Raw genomic sequence first — 22,108 nt, forward strand, 5'->3', positions numbered from 1 at the left:
AAGGTCGTCATTGAGCCTCGCATGAGACAGGCAGCAGCCGCCAGTTAGCCACGTGGTAGCGCGACCATAACACCGCACGAACAGTGCAATTAGGTAATTTGGTAAAATTCTAAACCGAAAGCAATGAGGGCCTCGGTCATATAGGCAATCGCAAATAAGACCCGCGCCAGCGCTATCGCGGCGCGCTCAATGGAGCCCCTGTCGGGCAACCACTGCCGCTCCAGGTTCGGCGCGTACGGTGACGGCGTGGGCGGCGGCGCGACCCGCATCACCGGCGCGTCAAGCGTCCAGAATCCCTCGTACACGGCCAGCGCTGCGATCTCCGCGCCGATGCCGAAGTCGGTGACCCCCTCGTGCGCGATAAGCAGCCGGTTCGTCTTGGCAAGCGACGCCAGGATCGTCTCCTTGTCAAGCGGCGACACCGTGCGCAGGTCGATGACCTCGGCGCTGATCCCGCGCTCCGCCAGCGCCCCGGCGGCGGCCACCGCCTCGTGGACCATCCGCGAGACGCTCACGATGGTGAGGTCGGTGCCTTCCCGCACGACCTTCGCCTTGCCGAGCGGGATCAGGTAGTCCGCCGGCGGCTTGGGGCCCTTCATCCCGTACATCTGGCGGTTCTCGATGAACACCACCGGATTCGGGTCCAGGATCGCTGACCGCAGCAGCCCGTAGGTGTCCGCCGGGGTTGACGGCATGACCACCGTCAGCCCGGGGACGTGGGCGAGCAGCGCCTCGAGCGACTGGGAGTGCTGGCTGCCCGAGGACCGGCCGCCGCCGAACTGCGTCCTGATCACCAGGCCCATGCGCGCCTTGCCGCCGGTCATGAACCGCAGCTTGGCGGCCTGGTTAAGGATCTGGTCGAAGCAGACACCGAGGAAGTCCAGGTACATCAGCTCCACGACGGGCGTCATGCCGGCCATGGCGCCGCCGACCGCGAGCCCCATCACCGCCGTCTCCGAGATCGGCGTGTCGAGCAGCCGGTCCGGCCACTTCGCGTACAGGCCGCGGGTAAGTGCGAACACGTTGCCGCCCTTGCCGACGTCGACGCCTGCCACGAACATATCGGGATTCGCCGCGAGCTCACCCTCGAGCGCCAGGCGTACGGCGTCCATGGTCCGGAAGATCTCGTTGTCGGCGGCCGGCTCCCAGGCCGGCTCGGCGACCGGCGTCCGCGCGGCGTACACCGACGAGCGGAGTACCGTCATGTCCGGTTGCGGCGCCTGCCGTGCGCTGTCGACCGCGGCGTCGATCCTGGCCTGGACCTGGGCCTCGATCTGGTCGAGCGTCTCCTGCGGCACCCCGCGTCCGAGCAGCCGCGCGCGGGTGATGACCAGGGGGTCGCGCTCCTGCCACTGCGCCAGCTCTTCCTTGGTGCGGTACTTTTCCGGGTCGCCTTCGTAGTGGCCGTGCCAGCGGTAGGTGGCGGCCTCAACGAACGCGGGCCCGGCGCCGTCCCTGATCCGCTGGACCACGTCGGTCATGACAGCCGCGACGGCTTCCACGTCGTTGCCGTCGACGGCGACGTACTCGAGCCCGTACGCCGCGGCCCGGGTGGCCATCGGCACCGGGTGCTGGTCGGCGATCGGCGAGAATTCCGCGTAGCCGTTGTTCTCGCAGAAGAAGACCACCGGCAGCTTCCACAACGCCGCCAGGTTAGCCGCCTCGTGGAACGCGCCCTGCGCGACCGCCCCGTCGCCGAAGAAGGACACCACCACGTCGCGCCGCCCGCGCAGCTGGGCGGCGAGCGCCGCGCCCGCGGCGATCGGCACGCCGGCGGCGACGATGCCGTTCGCGCCGAAGATCCCCAGGCTGGGGTCGGCGATGTGCATCGAGCCGCCGAGCCCCTTGTTGGTTCCCGTGGCCCTGGCGAGCAGTTCGGCCATCATCGGCTCGGGGGCGAGCCCCTTGGCCAGGCAGTGGCCATGGCCCCGGTGGTTGGACGTGATCACGTCGGTGGCGGCCAGTGGCCAGCAGGCGCCGACCGCGGCGGCCTCCTGGCCGATCGACAGGTGCACGAATCCGGGGACCTCGCCGTTGGCGTAGAGGCCGGACACCCGCTCCTCGAACACCCGGATCATGGTCATCCGCCCGAAGGCCTCGAGCAGGCGGTCCGCCGGAAGTTCGCGGAGCTCCGCTGCCGTCGGCTGGGGGACTTGGGTGGCCGGCAATTGCTTACCTTTCCGCATCGCTGTCGATGTCGCGAAGCTGGCGCTTGAGCACCTTGCCCGATGGGTTTCGCGGCAGCGTGTCGAGGAACACGATTTCCTTCGGCGTCTTGAAGCCCGCGAGCCGCTCGCGGCAGTGCGCAACCAGCGCCTCGGCCGTGAGCTCCTCGCCCGGCTTGAGCACGATGAAGGCGCGCGGCACCTCGCCCCACCGCGCGTCGGGCATGGCGACCACCGCCGCCTCGAGCACCGCCTGGTTCTCGTAGAGCACTCGCTCGACCTCGGACGTCGCGACGTTCTCGCCGCCGGACACGATCATGTCCTTCTTGCGATCGTCGATATAGAGGTAGCCGTCCTTGTCGAGGTGGCCGATGTCCCCGGTGCGGAACCAGCCGTCGTGGGTGAACGCGGCGGCGGTGGCCTCGGGATTCTTCCAGTAGCCGGACATCACCTTGGGGCCGCGCAGCAGGATCTCGCCGGCGGCGCCCGCCTCAACCGGCGCGTCGTCCGGGCCGAGTATCGTCACGTCGAGGCCGACCACCGGCTTGCCGACCGAGCCGATCTTGGACAGGGTGTGCGCCTCGTCGTTGAACGTGTCGCCGGACACGGTCTCCGTCAGTCCGTACGCGTCGGCGAACCGCGCGTTCGGGAAGGCCGCGAGCAGCCGCTCGATGAGCGGCAGCGGCATCTTCTCCCCGCCCCCGGTGATGAAGCGGACGCTCGCCGTGCTGTGGTCGCCGAGCCCGGGTGACTGGGCGATCGCGTTCAGCGTGGCGTTCACCATCGCCGGGGCCAGCCAGACGTTGGTCGGCCGTTCACGCTCGATGGTGGCGAGCAGGTCGGGCACGTCGAAACGCGGCAGGATCGCCAGGCTGCCGCCGACCCACCAGGTCCCGATTCCGGGCAGGTCGAACGCGCCGACGTGATACATCGGCCCGGCCATCAGCGTGCGGTCGGCCGCGCTCATGCCGAACTCGGCGACGTGCCCGATCGTCTTCCAGTAGAAGTTCGCGTAGGTGATCGGCACCCCCTTGGGGTGCGCGGTCGTCCCCGAGCTGTACATGAGCCGGTGCAGGTCCGTCTCGGCGACATCGGCGGGAGGAACGGTTGCGCCGCTGTGCGAACCGAGAAATGACTCGTATCCGGCGGCGGCCAGGCCCGTGCCTTCGCCCTCGCTGACTATGACAACCGTCCACGGGGTGGCCAGCCGCTCGCCGATGGCGGCGACCGGCCCGGCGAAGCTCGGCTCGGTCACGATCGCCACCGCGCCCGCGTGCCTGATGATGTACTCGATCTCGGGCTCGGCCAGCCGCACGTTGAGCGGGAGGAAGGCCGCGCCGACGCGGTTCACCGCCAGCGCGCTCTCCAGGAACTCGGGACGGTTGCCCATGAGCAGCGCCACGATGTCGCCCTTGCCGACGCCGGCTTCCAGGAAGGCGGCGGCGAGCGCGTTCACCCGGTCGAGGAGCTGCCGGTGCGTCAGCCGCGTATCGCGGAAGACAACCGCGTCCTCGTGCGGCGTGCGGTCCGCGTTCCTGTCGAGGGACCGCGTCAGGTTGAACATGCCATCTCCTTCGACGTCAGTTCGGGATCGAGCGTCAAAGCAGCGAGTAGCCGCCGTCAACGGTAATCGTGGTTCCTGTGATGTACGCCGCGGCGGGCGAGGCGAGGAACAGGTAGACGCCGGGCAGGTCGGCGTCGGTTCCCCAGCGGCCGAGTGCGGTGTGCCGCGCGATGTCCTGCTCGCGCTGCTCGTCCCGCTGCCAGAAGGAGCCGAGCCCGGTCTCGAACCAGCCGAGCGCCACCGCGTTGGCGGTGATTTCCCGTGGTCCGAGCTCCTGCGCCAGCGACCTGACCAGGGCGTGCACGCCGCCCTTGGACGCCGAGTAGGCGGCGAGGCGGCCGTGCGGCCGGTCGCCGAGCACCGAGCCTGTCACGATGATGCGGCCGCCCGCGCCCATCCGGGCCGCGGCGGCGCGCGCGCCGAGGAACGTCCCTGTCAGGTTGGTGTCGATCACCTCACGCCAGGCCGCCGCCGACATCCGGGTGATGTCCGGATCCTCGCGTGACACCCCGGCGTTGGCGATCCACACGTCCACGCCGCCGAATCGCTCCGTCATCTGCTCGGCGACCGTGTCGTTGAACAGTTCGTCCCGCACGTCGCCGGCGCACACCAGGTGATCACCGGAGAGCCGGCTTGCCACGTCCTCCAGGGCCGGCTTGGACCGGGCGACCAGGGCCAGCCTGGCGCCTGCCGCGTCGAAGGCGGCGGCCAGCACGCTGCCGAGGCCGCGACCGGCGCCGGTGATCACGACGCGCCGTCCGGCGACGCCGGCGTGACCTGGGATCAGGCCCGCCGGGTCAGGCCCGTGGTTGTCTCCGGTCATTAGCATCCGAGCTCGCGAGCGATGACGAGACGCTGGATCTCGTTGGTTCCTTCACCGATCTCAAGTACCTTCGCGTCGCAGTAGAACCGGGCGACGTCACTCTCCAGCATGTAGCCGGCGCCGCCGAAGATCTGCACCGCCTCGGTCACCACCGCGGTAGCGACCTGACTCGCCTTCAGCTTTGCCATGGCGGCCTCTTTCTTGAATGGCTTGCCCGCGTCGCGCAGCGAGGCGGCGTAGTAGGTGAGCCACCGGGCGGCTTCGATCTCCGTGGCCATGTCGGCCAGCTTGAACTGGATCGCCTGGAAGCTGGCGATCGGAGTGCCGAACTGCTCGTGCTGCTTGGCGTAGGCCAGGGCGAGCCGCATGGCTCCGGACGCGGTGCCGAGGGACAGCGCCGCGATCGAGATCCGCCCGACCTCAAGAGCGCTGAGGAACTGGCCGAGCCCGCCGCCCGGCTCGCCCACCACCTGGCTGTCGGGCACCCAGACACCGTCGAAGAACAGGTCCCTGGTGTCCAGGCCCTTCCAGCCGATGCCGCGCAGTTTCGGTCCCATGGTGAAGCCCTCGGTGTCCTTGGGGACGATGAAGCTGCCGAAGCGCGGCTTGCCCGACGCGTCCTCGCCGGTGCGCGCGAGGACGGTGACCCCGAAGCTCATGTCGGTGCCCGCGTTGGAGATGAACGCCTTCTGCCCGGTCAGCACCCACCCGTCGGACACTCGCTCGGCCCTGGTCCGCAGTGAGCGGACATCCGACCCGGCGCCGGGCTCTGTCAGGCCGAAGGCGCCGAGCTTGCGCCCTTCCGCCAGCGGTCGCAGCCAGCGCTCGCGCTGCTCGTCATTGCCGAACAGCAGCAGCGGCATGCTCCCGATCGTGGAGTGTGCCTGCCAGGCCGACGCGACCGACGGGTCCACGGACCCGAGAGCCTCGAGCAGTGCCACGTAACCAACCGTGGATGACCCGATCCCGCCCCACTTTTCCGGCACGAGCGTGCCGAGCAGCCCGAGTTCGCCCAGACCGCGAAGTAGCTCGGTGGGACAGCGCTCCTCGTGCCATGCCTGTGCCGCGACCGGTGCGATCTCCCGCTCGGCGTAGGTTCGGCCCAGGTCAAGCAGTTCGCCTTCGAACTCGTTGAGTGTGAAGTCCATGGCCCTCTCGCCTTGCCGCCCTACACTGACTGGTCAGTACATAATAGGAACAGCGGGTCGGCCTCCGCAATGAGCAATCGCCCACGACCTGATGAACGGTGACCGGACGCCGCCATCCGTACCTTGTACCGATCGGCCGGCGGGTAGACCCATGTCTAAGCAGGGCACTTGAGTATACTGACCAGTCAGTAGTATCATTTTTACGAGCAGTAAAGGTGGCCTGGACCGGGAATTCGACGTCTGACTAGCCTCAACCTAGCCGAGGGCAGCCCAGGGCAGTGCCCGGTGCGTCGGTGAAAGACCGACCCATCGCAACAGGTTATTTTAATGGTCAACAGAAGCTCCGGACTAGATGAGGCCGCAAGGATGCCGCAAACGAGGGTGAAGGACAAGCAGGGCAAGAGCGCCAAGTGGCAGGCGCGCCGCCACGAGATCGTGGACGCGTCCGCGAAGGTGTTCGCCGAGCGTGGCTACCACGCCACCAGCACGACAGAACTCTGCGAGGCGAACGGCATCGGCAAGGGAGCCCTGTACTACTACATCGGCTCCAAGGAGCAGCTGCTCGCCGCCATCCATGACCGGGTGATGGACGAGGTCATGCTGGGCGCGGACCGGGCTGACCTGGCGGGCGGAACCCCGACCGAGCAGCTCATGATGCTCGGTGAGGAACTCCTCGACGTGATCTTCCGCTTCCCGGACCACGTCTGGGTGTTTCTGCACGATTTCCCCGCGCTGACCGGGAAGAACGCGGAGTCGTTCCGGCAGCGGCGGCGTGCGTACGAGCGACGCGTCGAGGCCGTCTTTCAGCGGGGCATCGAGTCGGGGGACTTCCGGCCGACCGACACCAGGCTCGCGGTCATCGCCTGGCTCGGCATGCACAACTACACGTACCTGTCGCTGCGCGCGGGCGGGCATTTCTCGGTCAAGGAGGTCGCGAAGTCGTTCGCTGACATCTTTGTCTGGGGCATCGCCACGCGGACATAGCCACTGGCCCAGAGCGTCACGGCACCATCTCATCGACCAGACCCCAGCGCAGCGCCGTCGCGGCGGGCAGCCGGTCGCCGGTGAGCATCAGCCATGCCGCACGCCAGCGGCCGATCCGGCGCGGCACGCTGACCGAGCCGCCGGCGCCGGGAACAAGTCCCATGCCGACTTCCGGTAGTGCGAAGAAGGCGTCGGGTGTGGCGGCGATCCGCCCGGCGTACGCGGCCATCTCGATGCCCGCGCCGATGCAGGCGCCGTGCGCCATGACCGTGACCTTGCCGGCGATCGCGTCGATGACCCGCCACGGCGCCCGCGACAGCCGGACCAGGTAGGCGGCAGTCAGGTCGCTCGCGGCCCCGAACTCATCCAGGTCCCCGCCGCTGCAGAAGGCCGGGCCTGCGCCGCTCAACTCGACCGACTCGACGGTCTCGTCGGCCGCGCCGACGAGCAGCGCGTCGAGCAGCGACTCCCGGAGCCGTGCGCTGAATGCGTTGCGCCGTGCGGGATCGTCGAGCACGATGCGGAGCCGTCCGCCGTCCCTGCTGACCCGTACCGGCTCCGCGGACGGCGCGCGGTGCCGCGGCTCACCGCGCTCGCCGAGCCAGCGTGCGAACTCTGGCCCGCCGAGCAGCATGGAGTACGCCGCGGCCTCGGCCGCCAGGCCGCCGGCGGTGTCCAGGTCGGCTGTCTGCCGAAGCAGTTGTCCGCAGGTGACCGCGGCGCGCGGAGACCGCTCCACCGCCGCCCGCAGGCGGCTGAGCGCTGCGCCCAGGTCTGGTGAGCCGGGGAGGTCGCCGACAGGCACGTACGCCCGCGTCACGCCGTGCTGCCCGGGGGGACGACCCCCCGCACCCCCCGCGTCTTGCCGCCCGGGGGCACGACCCCCCGCACCCCCCGCGTCCGGTGCCACACGGGCGGTCAGCGTCAGCGTCGCGGCGGCGATGAGCGGCTCCATGCTGACGGCCGGCGGTCCGGCGAGCACGCACACGGTGACCGGCAGCGCGCGCGCCACCAGGGCGGCGGCGTCACGGATCAGCCCCGGTGGCGCGTCGCGCCAGCGGTCGAGCTCAATCACGGCAAGCGGGTTGGCCGGCCTCCCGTCGGGCAGCAGCTCGAGTTCCAGCTGCCCCGCTAGCGCGGAGAGTTCTGCGGGCATGTAACCAGCCATCCTCGCCTAGTGTGGCACGGGCTAGCCGGCTACCCGCGGGCGTAGCCGAGTTCGCCGCCGATGAACGTCGCGGCGACCAGGTCGGACGCGAGTGAGTCAAGCACCTCGAGTGGGCCGGCGCGCAGCAGCGTGAGGTCGGCCGGGCGGCCAGGGGCCACCAGCCGCCGGCGGCCGGGAGCGGCGGGCTCGCCGAGGAACAGGGCAAGCGCCCGGGCGGGGGAGACCGCCTCGCCGGCGCGGAACGGCGCTGGACGGCGGACGGCGGCCCGCATCACGTCCCACGGGTCCTCGTTGCCGAACGGCGCGTCGCTGCCCGCCGCGACGTCCACCCCCGCGTCGATGATGGACCGCAGCCGCCACAGGTCGGGCAGGTCGTCAGGGGGGACGTCCGCCGCGTACTGCTCGCCGCGTTCGGTGATGAAGTGCGGCTGGGTGACGACCGTCAACCCGCGCAGATCCGGCAGGGAATCGGCCCCGATGACCGCGCCGTGCTCGATCCTGTCCCCGGGCAGCCGTCCCGCCTGATCGAGTGCCGCGAGCGTGAGCACGAGCTGGACGCGCGTCACGCAGTGCACCGCGGCGGGCCGGCCGGCCGCGTGCGCGTCGCCAATCCGGCCCCCGAGCTCGTCAAGCGGAGGCAGGGTGCTGTCGTCGAGCATTATCTTCACCGGCCCGGCGCCGATCCCGGGCGGCGGGTGCACGCCCGGGGGCACCATGCAGCACAGGCGCTGCGCCATCTCGGCGCCGGCCAGGAACGCGAGGTCGCGCTCGGTCACGCTGGGGGTGGCGTCGGTGAAGCCGGTGATCCCCAGCGATGCCGCCTTCCTGCTCACCGCCCCTAGGTCCGCGGTCAGCCCGGGTACCCGGTCGGCGAGCCAGCGGTCCATGCGCCACAGTCGCCCGGTCGGACGGCCCGCGTCGTCGCGTTCCACCCCGCCGAGCTCGCACTGGTCGAGGCCAAGCCGCTCGGCCGCGAGCGAGTTGACCACCCAGAGCGCGCCGGTGCGGTGCTGCACCCGCACCGGACGCCGGGGCAGCAGCCTGTCGAGAACCTGGCGGTCGAGTTCCCCGGCAACCGACTCGTGGTAGCCGACGGCGCGAAGCCACCCGCCAGGCGGCAGTTCCGCGTCGGCCGCGTGCAACCGCGCGGCCAGGTCGGCGGCGGTCCTGGCCTGCGGCGGGCCGACGGCGACGCTCGCTGCCGCGGCCGCCAGCGCCCGCAGATGCACGTGGTGGTCATGCAGGCCTGGCAGCAGGACTCCGCCGGCCGCCTCCATGACCTCTTCGCCGCGTTCCGGCCGCAGCCGGGGAGCGCACCCGGCGATCTGGCCCGCGGCCAGGCGCACGTCACGGCGCGGCAGGTCAGCCAGCGCCTCCTCGGCGGCCAGGTGCCCGTCCGCCGGCCACACGCGTGCCCCGCGGATCAGCATGCGGCGGGCCGGCGGGCGAGCCATGCGAGCACCGCACTGGTATCGGCGCCGAGTTCCGGCGCGTGTGCCGCAGGCCCCGCGGGCGGCGCCGGCCGACGCGGCGGCAGCACCGCCTGCGCACGGTGCGAACGCGGGCAGGCCACCGAGCCGCCGGGCAGGACATCGTGCGGGCCGTGGTCCAGTGCGGCGGCCGCGAAGGCGGCGGCGACCTCGCGCATTGGCAGGTCGATTAGCTCGCCGCCGCCGGCCGACAGGGACAGCGCGACCGCGAGCGCGCCGCACGCAGCGGTCAGCGGGTCGGCGATGGCGTCGGCGCAGAAAACCGGCTCGGGCGATGACTCGAATAGGTACGGGGGGGACGACTGCTCCCCAGCATGGGGGGCACCTGCCCCCCATCCCCCCTGGCCGTACCCCCCGCCGGTTGTCCAGCCGACCAGGCCGCCGGCCACCGCGGCATCGTCACCGAACGCCACCCGCTCGGGCATCGACCTGCCATAGCCGGTGATGCTGAGCCAGACCTGGCCCGGCCGGTGCGCGATCATGTCCGGTGCCAGCCCCGCGGCGGCCAGCGCACGCGGCCTTGACGCCTCGATCACCACGTCCGCCACCTCGAGCAGCGCCGCCAGTGCGGTTCGCCCGGTCCGCGTGCCGAAGTCAACGGAAAGGCTGCGGTGGCCGGCATGCAGCCAGTCGAAGAACTCCCTGTTGCCCGACCGTGCGCCATCGGGCCTGGCCGGCGACTCGACCTTGATGACCTCCGCGCCGGCCAGTCCGAGCAGACGCGAACACAGCGGTCCCGCCCACATGGACGACAGGTCGGCGACCACCGCGCCGGCGAGTGTCGCGCCGGCCGCGGGCGCCGCGATCCGCGTGGTCCGCCACGGCGGCCAGCCGGCGGCTCCCGCCAGCGAAGTGCCGCTGGCTCCCGCCAGCGAAGTGCCGCCAGGCGCGGGCGGCCGCACGCGGGCGCCCAGGGCGGACGAGGCCAAAGCAGATGAGGCCAGAGCCGATGAGGGCAGCGCTGCCGCGGGGACGCCGACCAGTTGCGCCGCCGCCGCGAACTCCTCCGCGGGCGTGCTCGCCGCCGCCGCCGCGAGCACCGTCCGTGCCTGTGCCCGCGTTTCAACCGCGTCCCCGCCGGCTACGGCCAGGCCGAGCGCGCCGGCGATGGCGGGCACCGCCGCCACGTCATCAGGCCTGCTGACAGTGACGGCGCACCAGCCGTCCGCCGCCCGCAGCAGGAAGCTCGATCCCCCGGCGGACACCCGCCCGCCCCGGGTAAAGCCCGCAAGCGCCGCCCGCCCGGCGATCAGCTCCGCCGGGTCGGCCTGAACCGCCGTGCCGCTGTCCGCGGTCACCCGGCCGAACTCCGCGGTGACCTGGGCGAGCATGGCGAGGACCGGTGCCGCAGAGGCCACCGGCGGCCCCCCGGGCATCCCCGTGAGCGCCATGGCTCCCGACGCCGCCCAGTCCAGCACCGCGCACCTGTCACGCACCGCCCCATTATCGGCCGGCCCGGATCCGCCTGCCAGGAAGCCCCGGCTCAGCGCCGCCGCGCGTGACCGGTCCGGCCCTGCCGTTACGCCAGCCCCCGGACGATACGCGCGGGCGCCGCATCGCCCTTGATCGCGGCCACCATCTGCAGCGCCTGCCTGGTCTGCCGTACATCGTGGGCGCGGAAGATCCTGGCGCCGAGCCAGGCCCCCAGGGCGGTGACCGCGATCGTGCCCGCGAGCCGGCCTTCGACGTCGGCGCCGATCGTCTCTCCCACGAAGTCCTTGCGTGACGCGGCGATCAGCACCGGCCAGCCGGTCGCGGTCATCTCGTCGAGCCTGCGGCTGATCTCCAGTGACTGCCAAGTGTTCTTGCCGAAGTCGTGCGCCGGGTCGATGACGACCCTGGCGGGGTCCACCCCGGCGCCGACCGCCCGCTCGGCGAGTCCGAGTGTTGTGTCGAGGACATCCGCCATCACGTCGGGGTAGGCGACACGGTACGGCCTGGTGCGTGGCGGCAGCCCGCCGGCGTGCGAGCACACCAGGCCCACATCGAATTCCGCGGCCACCTCGGCCGTCCCCGTGTCCCAGCCGCCCCACGTGTCGTTCAGCAGGTCGGCCCCTGCCTCGCAGGCGGCCCTTGCCACCTCGTGCCGCCAGGTATCGGCGCTGATGATGAGCTCGGGATAGGCGGCGCGGACCGCGGCGATGAACGCGGCGACCCGCCTGATCTCCTCGGCGGGGGAGACCTCGCTCCCCGGCTTGGCGGGTACGCCGCCGATGTCGACGATGTCCGCGCCCTCGGCCACCACCTCGTGCACCCGGTCCATCGCGGCCGAGTCTTCCCAGGTCAGCCCGGGCCGGAAGAACGAGTCGGGCGTGCGGTTGACAATCGCCATGACGAGCGTCTGCCCGGGCGGATACTCGGTGTTCCGCAGCCGCAGGGGCCCAGGCGCACGATGCCGCGTGCCGTTCACCGTTATCCCGTCACCGACCGGGCCGGCGGACGTTCGTGTGTCGGTACCGCCCGCGTGTACCCGCGTATCTCATGGCCTGACCGGATGAACTGGTGCAGCCGCACCGGGTCCGCGGCCTCGCCCTTGTCGTGCCCGGGCCGGCCGCGCCGGCGCTCGGCGACGAGCATCAGCTCCGCGGCCATCAACGCCAGGTCGTGGCTCGCCTGGTGCTTGTGCCCCCGGCTGCCCAGGTCTACCTGGGCGATCGCTTCGAGCCCATGCTGGTCGGCGGTGTCAAGGAGGACCGCGAGTTCGATTCCGTATCCTACAGGGATGGGCAGCGATTCCATCAGGTCGCGGCGGGCCGCCCACTCGCCCGCCAGCGGCTGCACGATACCCGCCAGCCCCGGCCACCACAGGCTGAGCAACGGCCGGGCGACAAGCTCGGTTACCCGGCCGCCATCGGCGGTGACGGAGCCGTCAGTGCCGCGGTACAGCCGCTCGTAGAACCCCTTGACCAACAGCACGTGCTCGTCGGACAGCAGCGGTCCGAGCAGTCCTGTCACGAAGTGCGGGCCCCACTGGGTCAGGTCGGCGTCCACGAAGACCAGCAGGTCGCCCTTGGTCACCAGCAGGGACTTCCACAGCGCCTCGCCCTTGCCGGGGAAGGTATCCAGGTGCGGAGCCACCTCCCGGGCACGGTGCACCGTCGCTCCGGCCCTGGCCGCCGCCTCGGATGTCTTGTCGGTGGAATCGGAGTCGATCACCACCAGCTCGTCTACCAGCCCGGTGTCGGCCGCGAGCCGTGCGATGCGGGACACCACCTCGCCGACGGTGGCCTCCTCATTGCGCGCGGGGATTACCACGCTGACCGTCAGGCCGAGATCCCTCTTGCGCGCCGCCAGGTGCTTCGCGGGCCAGTCTCGCCAGTGGCTGGTCCGCTCCCCCCACGTCTCCGTGGTGAGGGTGGAGCTCACCGTCCGCCTGCCAGGTGATGTTTGGCATGACCGTCATACGCGAGACGGGGCCTGGTGATGGCGCTGGCGGCCACGTGATCGGTGAGATGCGCGGTCCAGCCGGGGAGCCCGGCGGCGGCGAGAATCGGCGTGATCGTCTGGCGATCGAAGCCGATGAGGTGATAGGCGGCCGCGGCCGGGTAATCGAGGCTGGGGCGGAGGTCCGTCATCTCCTGCACCGCCGTGGCGAGGGCCTCATAGATAACAATGAGGCCCTCATGGTCGCGGAGCGCGGCGACCATGCCGAGCGCGGCGCGCATGGCAGGCACGCGGGCGTCGCTTCCGGAGACCTGCGGGCTGAAGCCCGCGATGGTCCGTCCCTCAGCCAGCGCCTTCTCGAGCCATGGTCGCGCGTTGTCGGGAATTGCGATCTCCTTCAGCATCTCCGTCACCGCCTCGGGAGAGCCGTCGCCTGGCGCTTCCTTCAGCGCGCTGATCGCCGCCGTCACCGCGCCATGCAGGCGGGACAAGGGCGAGACGCCGACGCGCGGGCCGGACGTCGCGGCACTCAGGCCCTGCCCAGCATACAGGATCAGTGATCTTTCGAAAACAGAGACGATTTGTGGCTCGGGAACTCTGCCGAACGTCATGTACAGGAAGTTCGCGGCGTAGCCGAGGTCGTCACGGGGTGCCACCGCGTCAAGCCCATGGCGGCGGCGCTGGTCGAAGGCGACGATCGAGGGAAGGACGGCGAACAGGCGCAGCGCCTGCGCGTGGACCGCTCCCGGGGCGATGCCGCGCTCCGCGGGGCCGTCCCCGCCGAGCCTGCTGACCACCACGGTCAGCAGCGCGTCGGCCGGCGGCACCGAGAGCGGCTGCGCGGCCAGCATGGCGGCAAGGTGCGGGCCGAGGGCGCGCTGGGACCGTTCGGCTCGGTTCTGGGCGGAGAGCTGGCCGCCGTCGGGCAGTTCCCCGTGCCACAGCAGGTAGGCGACCTCCTCGAAGCTATGCCTGCGGCACAGCGCCTGGACCGGGTAGCCGCGGTAGGTCAGCGAGCTGTTTTGCCGACTCATCCTGGGCAGGGCGGTGGCCGCGGCGTGCGCGGTGGCCCTTCTCTTGCGGATCTCTGCACTGGAGATGGTCACCAGGTGCCTCCTTGCATCACAGGACCCACTGCCTCCGGCGATTGATACTCAATCTCATTAATACGATATTGAGTCTCAGAGCGGCTCGCAAGCCCTCAGTTCCGCCTAGCGGCATGCCCGCCGGGGAACTAACACCGCGGGAGGAAGCGCTCTCGGTACCGCAACCTGACAAGTGAGGATGGTGAGTGTCCAGTGAAACCCGTTCTGGAGGGCACGGTCGCGCTGATTACCGGGGCGTCCAGCGGCATCGGTGCGGCCACGGCCAGCGCGCTGGCCGCGCAGGGCGCGACGGTGGCGCTGGCGGCGCGGCGGCGGCCGCAGCTGGAGGGACTAGCCTCGGAGATCTTGGAGAGCGGGGGCACCGCGCTGGTGATCGAGTGCGATATCACCGACCAGGAGCAGGCCGCTTCCGCGGTGGACCGCACGGTCGCCGAGCTCGGCCGGCTGGATACGCTCGTCAACAACGCCGGGGTCATGCTGCTAGGCCCGGCCGCCGACGCGCCGCTTGACGAGTGGCAGCGGATGGTTGACCTCAACGTCCTCGGCCTGCTGTACTGCGCGCACGCCGCCCTGCCGCACCTGCGGCGCGCCGCTGCCGAAGACCCGCGCCAGGTGGCGGACATGGTGAACATCAGCTCGGTGGCGGGACGGTTCGCACGCGTCGGCAACGGCGTGTACGCGCTGACCAAGTTCGGCGTGGGCGCGTTCAGCGAGTCGCTACGCCAGGAACTGGCCGGGCAGTACGTGCGGGTATCCCTAGTGGAACCCGGCGCCACCGCCACCGAGCTCGCCAGCCACAACAGGCCCGAGGTCCTGGAAGGCCTCCGCGGCCAGTTCGGACTGCGGATGGAAGCGGGCGATATCGCCGACGCGATCAGCTACATCGTCACCCGCCCCCGGCACGTCGCGGTGAACGAGATGCTTATCCGCCCAACAGAGCAGCAGCGCTAGGTCGCGGCGGTACTTACCCCTGCGGCTTCGTCCAGACATCAAACCGTGACCGATGACCCGTGCTATGTGTACAAGTCATGACCCGCATGAGCATCGGACGCACAATTGCGGGCGGACTCGCCGCGCTGGCCGTGACGACAGCACTCTGCGGCTGTGCCTCGAGCGGCGGCCCCTTCGCAGGCACTTCACCGGACGGATCCGGGGGCGTGGTCGACCAGACCCTGGCCCGCAGTTCCGCCCTGGCATCCGCACTGGACTCGATACCGGACCTGCCTAATGTCTCGGTGGCGTTCACCGACTGGGCCATGCTCGGCCATCGGGCGGCAACGAACCCGAACGCGGCCCCGTTCGCCGAAGAGCTGCTCTGGGGCGACAACGAAATGGAAAAGGACCTGGGCATCAGATCCACGAGCGCGGACTGGGAGATCGACCTGTGGCCCGCGGGCGGCGGTGCCGGAACGTTCGTGCTGGGCTTTGACGGGCACACCGATCTGGCCGACGTGGCGGACAGGCTGACCCGGTTCGGCTATCGCGCTAACGGGCCGATCTTCACCGGCTCGTTCGACCGACGGCACATGTGGACGCTGGGGATGCGCAACATCGGCATCGACCCGGGGCGGCAGTTGCTTGTCGGCGGTCCGGACGCGAGCGCGGTCCGGTCCGTGCTCGCGGGCTCAGGCAGCCCACTCGGGCATGCCGGTTCTGTGACCCCGTTGCTCGCACTGGCCGCGGCCAGGCTCGATCGCATCGCCACCGCCTCGGTTGTCATCGGTTCCGGCGCGTGCGTGCGGCTAGCCAGCCTGTTGCGCAATGCCAGCCCCGTGCTGCTCGCTAACTTGCGCAAGCGGTTCACCGGCATGTTCACCCCGCCGCAGGCGGAGCTCACCGCTCTGAACGATCCGGCCGCCGCGACCGCGCTTGACGCGCTGACCTTCGCCGACCAGGGCGCCGCGCAAGCCAACAAGGCAGGCCGGTCGGCCGCGGCGAAGGTACTGAACGGGGCCGATCCGAACGGGCTGCGGGTAACACGCAGCACGGTGACAGGCCGGGTGCTCGGCTTCACCGTTGCCGCGGGGCAGCCGCACGGCGTCGTGCAGGGAGTAGAGGCACGCACGCTCGGGGTGGACATCTGCCCGTAGTACGGCCACCTCAGGTCATCAGGCGAAGCACAGACGGCAACCGCGCCGCGCGCGATGAGCGTGTCATGATCGAGCGGGAAAGGGGGCGGTGATGCGGTACCTGATCGTGGCCGAGGCCTATCGCGACCTGGAGCGGCTCAGCAGCCGGCTGGCGTTGACGGAGCGGCTGGCCGCGCTGCTCGCGCAGACACCGGCGGACCTGCTGCCGACCGTGTGTTACCTGTGCCAGGGGCTGATCGCGCCGGAGTTCGCCGGGGTGGATCTCGGCATGGCGGAGAAGCTCGCCGTCCGCGCGGTGGCCAGCACGACAGGCACGAGTGCGGAACAGGTCGCCGCGCTGGTGCGGGAGACCGGTGACCTGGGTCAAGCCGCGGAACGGTTGCTCACTTCGCCCGCTACCGAACCGGCCGGCCTGACGGCCGGCCTTGAGGTCGGCGAGGTGGTGCGCACGCTGCGCGAGATCGCCGCCGCCGAGGGAGCCGGCTCGCAGGGCCGCAAGCTTGAGCTGCTGGCGGGACTGCTCGCACGGGCGACCCCGGTCGAGGCCTGCTACCTGCTGCGCCTGGTGACAAGGAACCTGCGCCTCGGCATCGGCACGCCCACCGTCTTGGACGCCCTTGCCCAGGTGCACGCGGGCGGCAAGGCCGGCAAGAAGGTGCTCGAGCGCGGTTACAACATCTGCTGCGACCTCGGCAAGGTGGCCGCCACCCTGGTGAGCGGCGGCCTGGCCGCGGTGGAGGGGTTGCGGGTGCAGCCGGGAAACCCGGTGCGTGTCATGCTCGCTCAGCGGCTTGCCGACGCGGGGGAGATCCTGGCCCGGCTGGGCGGGCAGTGTGCGGCCGAGTACAAGTACGACGGCGTCCGCGTGCAGGCGCACCGCACCGCCGACGGGCGGATCGAGCTGTTCACCCGGCGGCTTGAGGAGATATCCGACCAGTTCCCCGACGTCGTGGAACTGCTCGCGGCAGGGCTCGGGCCCTCAGAGGCGATACTCGAAGGCGAGGTCGTCGCCTACGACGCGGCCGCGGGCGAGCTGCGGCCGTTCGGCGAGGTCATGCTGCGCCGCCGTAAGCACGGCATCGACCAGGCCGTGCAGGACGTGCCGGTAGGCCTGTTCTGCTTCGAGCTGCTGTACGCCGACGGCGAGGACCTGACCATGCTGCCGTACCCGCGGCGGCGCGCCGCGCTCGAGGCGGCCCTCACACTCTCGCCCCGGCTGCGGCTGACCACGGCCGCCGAGGTGACCGACCCGGCCGTGCTCGACGCGACGTTCGCCCAGGCGGTCACGGACGGGTGCGAGGGCCTGGTGTGCAAGTCGACGGGGCCGGATTCCGGCTACCAGGCCGGTGCGCGCGGCTGGCAGTGGATCAAGCTCAAGCGGGACTACAGGACCGAGCTGTCCGACACCGCCGACCTGGTCATCGTCGGCGCGTTCGCCGGGCGCGGCCGCCGCGCCGGTGTCTACGGCGCGGTGCTGCTCGCCGCCTACGACGCGGACGCCGACGTCTTCCGCGCCGTGACCAAGTGCGGCGCCGGGTTCACCGACGCCGACCTGGCCGCGCTGCCCGCCCGGCTGGCGCCGCTGCAGAGCCCGCACAAGCCCGCACGGGTCGACGCGCGCCAGGAGCCCGACGTCTGGTTCGAGCCGGGTCTCGTCGTGGAAATCCTCAGCGCCGAGCTGACCCTGTCCCCGAACTACACCGCCGCCTGGGGACAGATCCGCGACGACGCCGGGCTGGCGATGCGCTTCCCTCGCTTCACCGGGCGCTGGCGCGACGACAAGGCGGCCGACGACGCCACCACCACCAGGGAACTCGCCGAGCTGTTCCTGAACGCCCGGCGCACCCCCGCCGGCGGTTGATCGCATAGCCGCTAGCCCGCGGCGAGCCGGCCGCGAGGTTCGCGGCGCGGTGCGGCGAGGCCGGCGGTGATGTGATCACCGCGACCACCCAGGCCCTGACCGCGCTCATCTTCGCCGGGTCGGACGCCGGCATCGACCTCGCCGGCGAACCCGCGCCTGTCCAGCGTTTCCGGCAAATGATCGGCACCATGGCCGCCGTCGTCCAGCCCTTACGGGCTTACGCCTAGCTGGCCGGATCGTCGGCGTCCTCCGGCTGGGTGATCCACGCGGAGAAGACCGGCAGGCCCCGCCAGGGGCTGAGTACCGGGGGGTAGTGCCCCGCGTGCCGGTCCTTGTCGGCAATGACAGCGACGACAGCGTATGGCCGGCAGAAGCGAAGTTCGGCGGAACGCATCAGACCCGGCCGGGTTATCGACCTACCCGTGCCCGCTGCCATCGCCGTGATCGCCGCTGCTTCGAATCCGGTCCGGCTGTAGCGAGCTACCGCATCCTGCTTGGCCTCGTACACGAACCGGTCCAGCCCGGCCAGTACTGCCAGCGCGGCGGCGGCCGCGCCGAAGCCGAGTCCGGGGTGCGCGCTCAGATCATGTGTGCTGTCCGCCGACCAGGCCGGCAGCACCGCGGTGCAGTGTTCTTCGCGGCCATCGGGCGCGGTGGAACGCACCTGCTGCTCGGTGATCTCCCACAGCGGCGCCACACCGAGCGGCAGGGTGAATAGCGAGCGCCTGGCCACCGGGGCGTCCGTGGCGATGGCGTTGGCCAGCCGGCAGGCGGCGGCAAGCACATCGGCAGTGGGCACGCCGGGCTCGGCGGCGACCGAGGTCACAAGCAGCCCATCGCGTGCCCAGGCCGTGTGGACCGCAACGTCGCCGGCCTCGTCTGCCGCGGCGATGAACTGGGTGTGCCCCAATCCCCACTGGGGCGTGCGCAGTATCCGGCTCAACGTGCTGGCCCAGGCGCTGTGCGGGCCGAGGGCGGACGCGGGCGCCACGTCGAACGGCTCGGCCCAGGTGATCTTCGTGGCCAGCGCCGTGGCGAGCACAAGCATCGTCTCGTCAGTGAGCTTAACCGGGAATCTCTCGATGAGCCCCAGGGTCTTGCGGCGCGCCCAGTCATCTAGCGCCGCCTGATCGGTCAGCACGTCGGAGTCCACCGTCCCCGGCAGGCTGGCCAGCCACCGCGATAGCGCCTCGGTCTGCACGTCCGCGCGTCGCCACACGCCGGCCGCCGCCGCGATCAGCGGATGCGGCGCCGACAACAGCCGCTCGCCGCCGCCGCGGCTTGCTCCACGTCCAAGCCGAGGACCTCAGCAAGTTCCGCCCGCGCCGCCCCGCTACTGGCCGGTCCGCACAACGCAAGCAGCAGCCATGCGCCCAGCGGGGCAGCCACATGGTGACACTCACCCGCGGCCTCGTGGGAGCCGCCGCGCATAACTCGCCACCGCCGCCGTCAGAGCGGCCAACGCAGTATCCATCACCACAGAGTGCCGCAAAAACCCCTGGCGCGTTGCCGGGGCCGGGTGAGAACGAGATGGGGGCGGCCGCCTCACGGGACTTGCGGCCCTGGTACCCGGTCGGCGCTGCCGTCAGGCTGTACCGCAGGACCGGGCCCTGCCGCGCGAGCGGGGCCGGTGAGGGAGGACGGCGTGGTGAAGCTGTACGACGACTACCTGCGCTGGCTGTACCGGGGAGGCCGGCCCAGCTGGTTCGCCCGGGTGCAGAACCGCCTGTCGGCGATCGCGTTCGCCGCGGGGATCGCGCCCAGGCGCGTGGCGGAACTGCAGGTCCGGGGTCGGCGCACCGGCCGTGTCATCCGCTTCCCTGTCGTGATCGCGGACTACAAGGGCGGCCGTTACCTGGTGTCCATGCTCGGCGATGACGTGAACTGGGTCCGCAACCTGCGCGCGGCCGGCGGTCGCGCGGTGCTGCGGCACGGCCGCCGCGAGGCGGTGCGGCTGCAGGAAGTCAGCGCCCCGGACCGCGTACCGATCCTGCGGCGCTACCTGCAGGTCGCGCCGGGCGCCCGCCCGCACATCCCGGTAGATCGCAGGGCTCCGCTGGCCGACTTCGAGCGGATCAGCCACGACTACCCGGTGTTCCGCATCCTCCCTCAGAGCTGGGATCTCAGCACGGCGACCTCGGGAAACTCGTCCGGCGAGCCGTAGCCGTGCTCGGCCAGCCAGCGGACGTTAGTCAAGCATCGCAACGACCACCATGCGTGGATGAGCTCGCGGTCGACGTCGGTGCCGTAGCCGGCTACGACGTCGCCAAGGCGCTCCTTGTGTCCGAGCGTGAGGATGGCGAGGTCAAAGAGCTCATCGCCCTGGGACGCCTCGGACCAGTCGATCACGCCGGTGATCTCGTCACCGGCGACGAAGACGTGGTCGACCTGCAGGTCGCCGTGCGTGAAGACCGGTGCCCACGGCCGGAGCGCGGTCTCGGCGAGCCGGCGGTTGCGCGTGACCAGGTCGGCGGGCAGGACGCCGCTCGCGACGAGCCATTCGCATTCGGCGTCGAGGTGCGCCGCGATCTCGTCGATGCTGTGGCCTGGCCATGGCGGCAGCGGCGCGTCGTGCAGCATCCGTACGGCGGCGCCCGCCGCGGCCCACGCCGCAGGCGACGCGGCCGACGGTTCGCCGAGGCGGCCCAGCGCCGTCCCGCCGACGGCGGCGAGCGCGAGCACCGGCGGCTTCCGCCACAGGACCTCGGGAGTGGGGATCGGCGCGAGGGCCATCGCCTCGACCTCGACGTCGATGCGCGTCTGGTCGGCGTCGATCTTCAGGAACACGTCGCCCACGCGCAGGGTCGCGCGCTCGCTATGGGCGACGACGACCTCGACCTCTTCCACGTCGGCCATTGTCGCGGGATGACCACCGACGTCGCACCAGGTTTATCGCGTGTGCTCAGCCCGCTAGACGATAGTCAGTTGATCGGTATATAAAGTCCATATGACGGCACGCGCGATGCAGGAAGCGACCTTCCTGATCCTCACTGCGCTGGCTTCGGGAAGCCAGCACGGGTACGCGATCATTACCGAGGTCACCGAGATCTCCGGCGGGCGGGTACGGCTCCGTGCTGGCACCCTGTACACCGCCCTCGACCGGCTGCGCGCTGACGGCCTGGTCGCCGTCGAGCGCGAGGAAATCGTCGATGGCCGCCTCCGCCGCTACTACCGGCTCACCGATCATGGCGCCGTCGCGCTGCGGGCCGAAGCCGCGCGGCTGCAGGCCAACGCGTCAGCGGCGCTGGCCCGGCTGCGGCTTGCGGGGGGCATGGCATGAACGAGGCGACTCTGGAACGGCGATATCGCTGGCTGCTGAGGTGGTACCCGTCGTCGTTCCGTAATGACACTGAGGACGAACTGCTCGGCGTGCTTATGACGAATGCCCGTGACGGCCAGCGCTGGCCGTCCGCGGCGGAGGCCGCGGACATGCTGCGGGGTGCGCTGGTGATGCGTTTCCGGCTGCCGAGGCCGGGAGCGGAGAGCCGCAGCTGGACCGACGCGTGGGCGGTGTTCAGCGTCCTTGCCCCGGTGTTCGTGCTGCTGACGAACCTCGTGGTGGTGCTGGTGACGCCGTCGTTCCTGCGGTGGCATGTGAAGCTGCCCGGTTACCTCGAGCTGATGCCGATTCAGGCTCGTTGGCTAGGGACATACGACTACGCACCCTACAGCGGGGCGCACCCGTTTTACACCGCGCTGATCTGTGAGGCGGTCCTCGTCATCCTCGTGCTTGGCGGCTGGCGGTTGGCGTCGCTCGCGTTCCTCGTCGTGTCTGCGGTGCTCTGGGCGCAGAGCCAGTACACGTTCCCGCCGCCGGTCACCTTGATCAACGCGGGCGCGGGGATCCTTGAGCTGGGCGCACTGATGGTGTCGCCGGGGCCGCGCCGCGGGCGTTCGATGTTGAACTGGGGGCACGGCGTCGTTTTGGTGCTGGTTATCGCGGCGGTCAAGCTGTCATCGGTAACCTTCTGGGCGGTCAGCCTCCCGGCACACAGCCGCTCGTCCACCATGTCGCAGCTGGTCTGGGTAGTGCTGCTGAGCGCCGGGGCGCTCGTCGTCATCGCGGGGGCGGCGGCGATGCGCTTGCGGCTAGGGCGATACACGCTGTGGATTGGCGGGGCGCTGCTGTATCCGTACGTGCTCGAGTTCGCGGCTACCGTCTTCGGGGGACGCAGCTATGGCAACCTCCTGCTCGACGTCACCCCGCTGCACATGGTGATCCTGTTCCTGGGACCAGCGGTGATGGTCGCGCTTGCGGCGCTCATCGCGGTACGCGGGCGGCTCGTGTCCTCAGCTGCCCGGCTCACGCCCGGCAGCTGAGGAAC

General features: G+C 70.8%; 20 protein-coding genes. 8 read left to right on the top strand and 12 right to left on the bottom strand.

Features of this window, described 5'->3' with window-relative positions; translation table 11 throughout:
* Positions 1-89: 89 nt before the first annotated feature.
* Genes EAS64_RS27475 through EAS64_RS27490 form a run of 4 tightly spaced genes read right to left on the bottom strand, consistent with a single transcriptional unit; the run spans position 90 to position 5,700 of the window.
* Positions 90-2,168 carry an alpha-ketoacid dehydrogenase subunit alpha/beta gene (locus EAS64_RS27475; RefSeq protein WP_222849648.1) on the bottom strand — a complete coding sequence of 693 codons (2,079 nt, stop codon included), beginning with the start codon at positions 2,166-2,168 and terminating at the stop codon, positions 90-92.
* A 4-nt stretch (positions 2,169-2,172) separates the two neighbouring features.
* Complete coding sequence (locus EAS64_RS27480; RefSeq protein ID WP_145857627.1) at positions 2,173-3,729, bottom strand: acyl-CoA synthetase; 1,557 nt, start codon at positions 3,727-3,729, stop codon at positions 2,173-2,175.
* A 34-nt stretch (positions 3,730-3,763) separates the two neighbouring features.
* Positions 3,764-4,552, bottom strand: a complete 789-nt coding sequence (locus EAS64_RS27485; RefSeq protein ID WP_145857630.1) for an SDR family NAD(P)-dependent oxidoreductase — start codon at positions 4,550-4,552, stop codon at positions 3,764-3,766.
* Positions 4,552-5,700, bottom strand: a complete 1,149-nt coding sequence (locus EAS64_RS27490; protein WP_145857632.1) for an acyl-CoA dehydrogenase family protein — start codon at positions 5,698-5,700, stop codon at positions 4,552-4,554. The genes EAS64_RS27485 and EAS64_RS27490 overlap by 1 nt, the downstream gene beginning before the upstream one ends.
* 381 nt (positions 5,701-6,081) lie before the next feature.
* Between EAS64_RS27490 and EAS64_RS27495 the strand changes: the two genes are divergently transcribed.
* A complete protein-coding gene (locus EAS64_RS27495) occupies positions 6,082-6,684 on the top strand; it encodes a TetR/AcrR family transcriptional regulator (RefSeq protein ID WP_222849649.1) in 603 nt (200 codons plus the stop codon).
* Positions 6,685-6,700: 16 nt separating this feature from the next.
* On the opposite strand, the gene EAS64_RS27500 is transcribed toward EAS64_RS27495, so the two are convergent.
* The 6 genes from EAS64_RS27500 to EAS64_RS27525 form a co-directional block, all read right to left on the bottom strand.
* The gene (locus EAS64_RS27500) at positions 6,701-7,840 is read right to left on the bottom strand and encodes an enoyl-CoA hydratase/isomerase family protein (RefSeq protein WP_145857636.1); all 1,140 of its coding nucleotides are present in this window, start codon (positions 7,838-7,840) and stop codon (positions 6,701-6,703) included.
* A gap of 41 nt (positions 7,841-7,881) precedes the next feature.
* On the bottom strand, positions 7,882-9,306 hold the full coding sequence (locus EAS64_RS27505) for an amidohydrolase family protein (protein WP_145857638.1): 1,425 nt from the start codon (positions 9,304-9,306) through the stop codon (positions 7,882-7,884).
* Positions 9,276-10,778, bottom strand: coding sequence for a CoA transferase (locus EAS64_RS27510; RefSeq protein ID WP_222849650.1), 1,503 nt, complete (start codon positions 10,776-10,778; stop codon positions 9,276-9,278). The genes EAS64_RS27505 and EAS64_RS27510 overlap by 31 nt, the downstream gene beginning before the upstream one ends.
* 83 nt (positions 10,779-10,861) lie before the next feature.
* On the bottom strand, positions 10,862-11,674 hold the full coding sequence (folP, locus tag EAS64_RS27515; protein ID WP_145857640.1) for a dihydropteroate synthase: 813 nt from the start codon (positions 11,672-11,674) through the stop codon (positions 10,862-10,864).
* An 80-nt stretch (positions 11,675-11,754) separates the two neighbouring features.
* Positions 11,755-12,708 carry a glucosyl-3-phosphoglycerate synthase gene (locus EAS64_RS27520; protein WP_145857642.1) on the bottom strand — a complete coding sequence of 318 codons (954 nt, stop codon included), beginning with the start codon at positions 12,706-12,708 and terminating at the stop codon, positions 11,755-11,757.
* Positions 12,705-13,832 carry a citrate/2-methylcitrate synthase gene (locus EAS64_RS27525; RefSeq protein ID WP_187366216.1) on the bottom strand — a complete coding sequence of 376 codons (1,128 nt, stop codon included), beginning with the start codon at positions 13,830-13,832 and terminating at the stop codon, positions 12,705-12,707. Before EAS64_RS27525 ends, EAS64_RS27520 begins: the two co-directional genes overlap by 4 nt.
* A 192-nt stretch (positions 13,833-14,024) precedes the next feature.
* Here EAS64_RS27525 and EAS64_RS27530 point away from each other — a divergent pair, with 192 nt between their 5' ends.
* The 4 genes from EAS64_RS27530 (at position 14,025) to EAS64_RS43870 (ending at position 18,010) form a co-directional block, all read left to right on the top strand.
* Complete coding sequence (locus tag EAS64_RS27530) at positions 14,025-14,783, top strand: SDR family NAD(P)-dependent oxidoreductase (protein WP_145857644.1); 759 nt, start codon at positions 14,025-14,027, stop codon at positions 14,781-14,783.
* Between the two features lie 86 nt (positions 14,784-14,869).
* Positions 14,870-15,922 carry a hypothetical protein gene (locus tag EAS64_RS27535; RefSeq protein WP_145857646.1) on the top strand — a complete coding sequence of 351 codons (1,053 nt, stop codon included), beginning with the start codon at positions 14,870-14,872 and terminating at the stop codon, positions 15,920-15,922.
* 91 nt (positions 15,923-16,013) lie between these two features.
* Positions 16,014-17,783: an ATP-dependent DNA ligase gene (locus EAS64_RS27540; protein WP_145857648.1), complete on the top strand. Its 1,770-nt coding sequence runs from the start codon at positions 16,014-16,016 to the stop codon at positions 17,781-17,783.
* Positions 17,784-17,854: 71 nt separating this feature from the next.
* Positions 17,855-18,010 (top strand): hypothetical protein, encoded by a 156-nt coding sequence (locus EAS64_RS43870; protein WP_187366217.1) that lies wholly within the window; start codon positions 17,855-17,857, stop codon positions 18,008-18,010.
* On the opposite strand, the gene EAS64_RS27545 is transcribed toward EAS64_RS43870, so the two are convergent.
* The gene (locus EAS64_RS27545; RefSeq protein ID WP_222849651.1) at positions 18,007-19,041 is read right to left on the bottom strand and encodes a hypothetical protein; all 1,035 of its coding nucleotides are present in this window, start codon (positions 19,039-19,041) and stop codon (positions 18,007-18,009) included. The two genes, EAS64_RS43870 and EAS64_RS27545, sit on opposite strands and share 4 nt — an antisense overlap.
* A gap of 387 nt (positions 19,042-19,428) precedes the next feature.
* Between EAS64_RS27545 and EAS64_RS27550 the strand changes: the two genes are divergently transcribed.
* On the top strand, positions 19,429-19,947 hold the full coding sequence (locus EAS64_RS27550; protein ID WP_246115874.1) for a PNPOx family protein: 519 nt from the start codon (positions 19,429-19,431) through the stop codon (positions 19,945-19,947).
* Here EAS64_RS27550 and EAS64_RS27555 read toward each other — a convergent pair.
* Positions 19,893-20,639: an aminoglycoside phosphotransferase family protein gene (locus tag EAS64_RS27555; protein ID WP_187366218.1), complete on the bottom strand. Its 747-nt coding sequence runs from the start codon at positions 20,637-20,639 to the stop codon at positions 19,893-19,895. The two genes, EAS64_RS27550 and EAS64_RS27555, sit on opposite strands and share 55 nt — an antisense overlap.
* A 91-nt stretch (positions 20,640-20,730) precedes the next feature.
* Here EAS64_RS27555 and EAS64_RS27560 point away from each other — a divergent pair, with 91 nt between their 5' ends.
* Entirely contained in the window at positions 20,731-21,063 is a 333-nt protein-coding gene (locus tag EAS64_RS27560; protein ID WP_246115875.1) for a PadR family transcriptional regulator, read from the top strand.
* Positions 21,060-22,103: a hypothetical protein gene (locus EAS64_RS27565; protein ID WP_145857650.1), complete on the top strand. Its 1,044-nt coding sequence runs from the start codon at positions 21,060-21,062 to the stop codon at positions 22,101-22,103. The genes EAS64_RS27560 and EAS64_RS27565 overlap by 4 nt, the downstream gene beginning before the upstream one ends.
* The last annotated feature ends 5 nt before the right edge of the window (positions 22,104-22,108 follow it).

Origin of the sequence: Trebonia kvetii, from assembly GCF_007827045.1 — a bacterium.
GTDB classification, from domain to species: domain Bacteria; phylum Actinomycetota; class Actinomycetes; order Streptosporangiales; family Streptosporangiaceae; genus Trebonia; species Trebonia kvetii.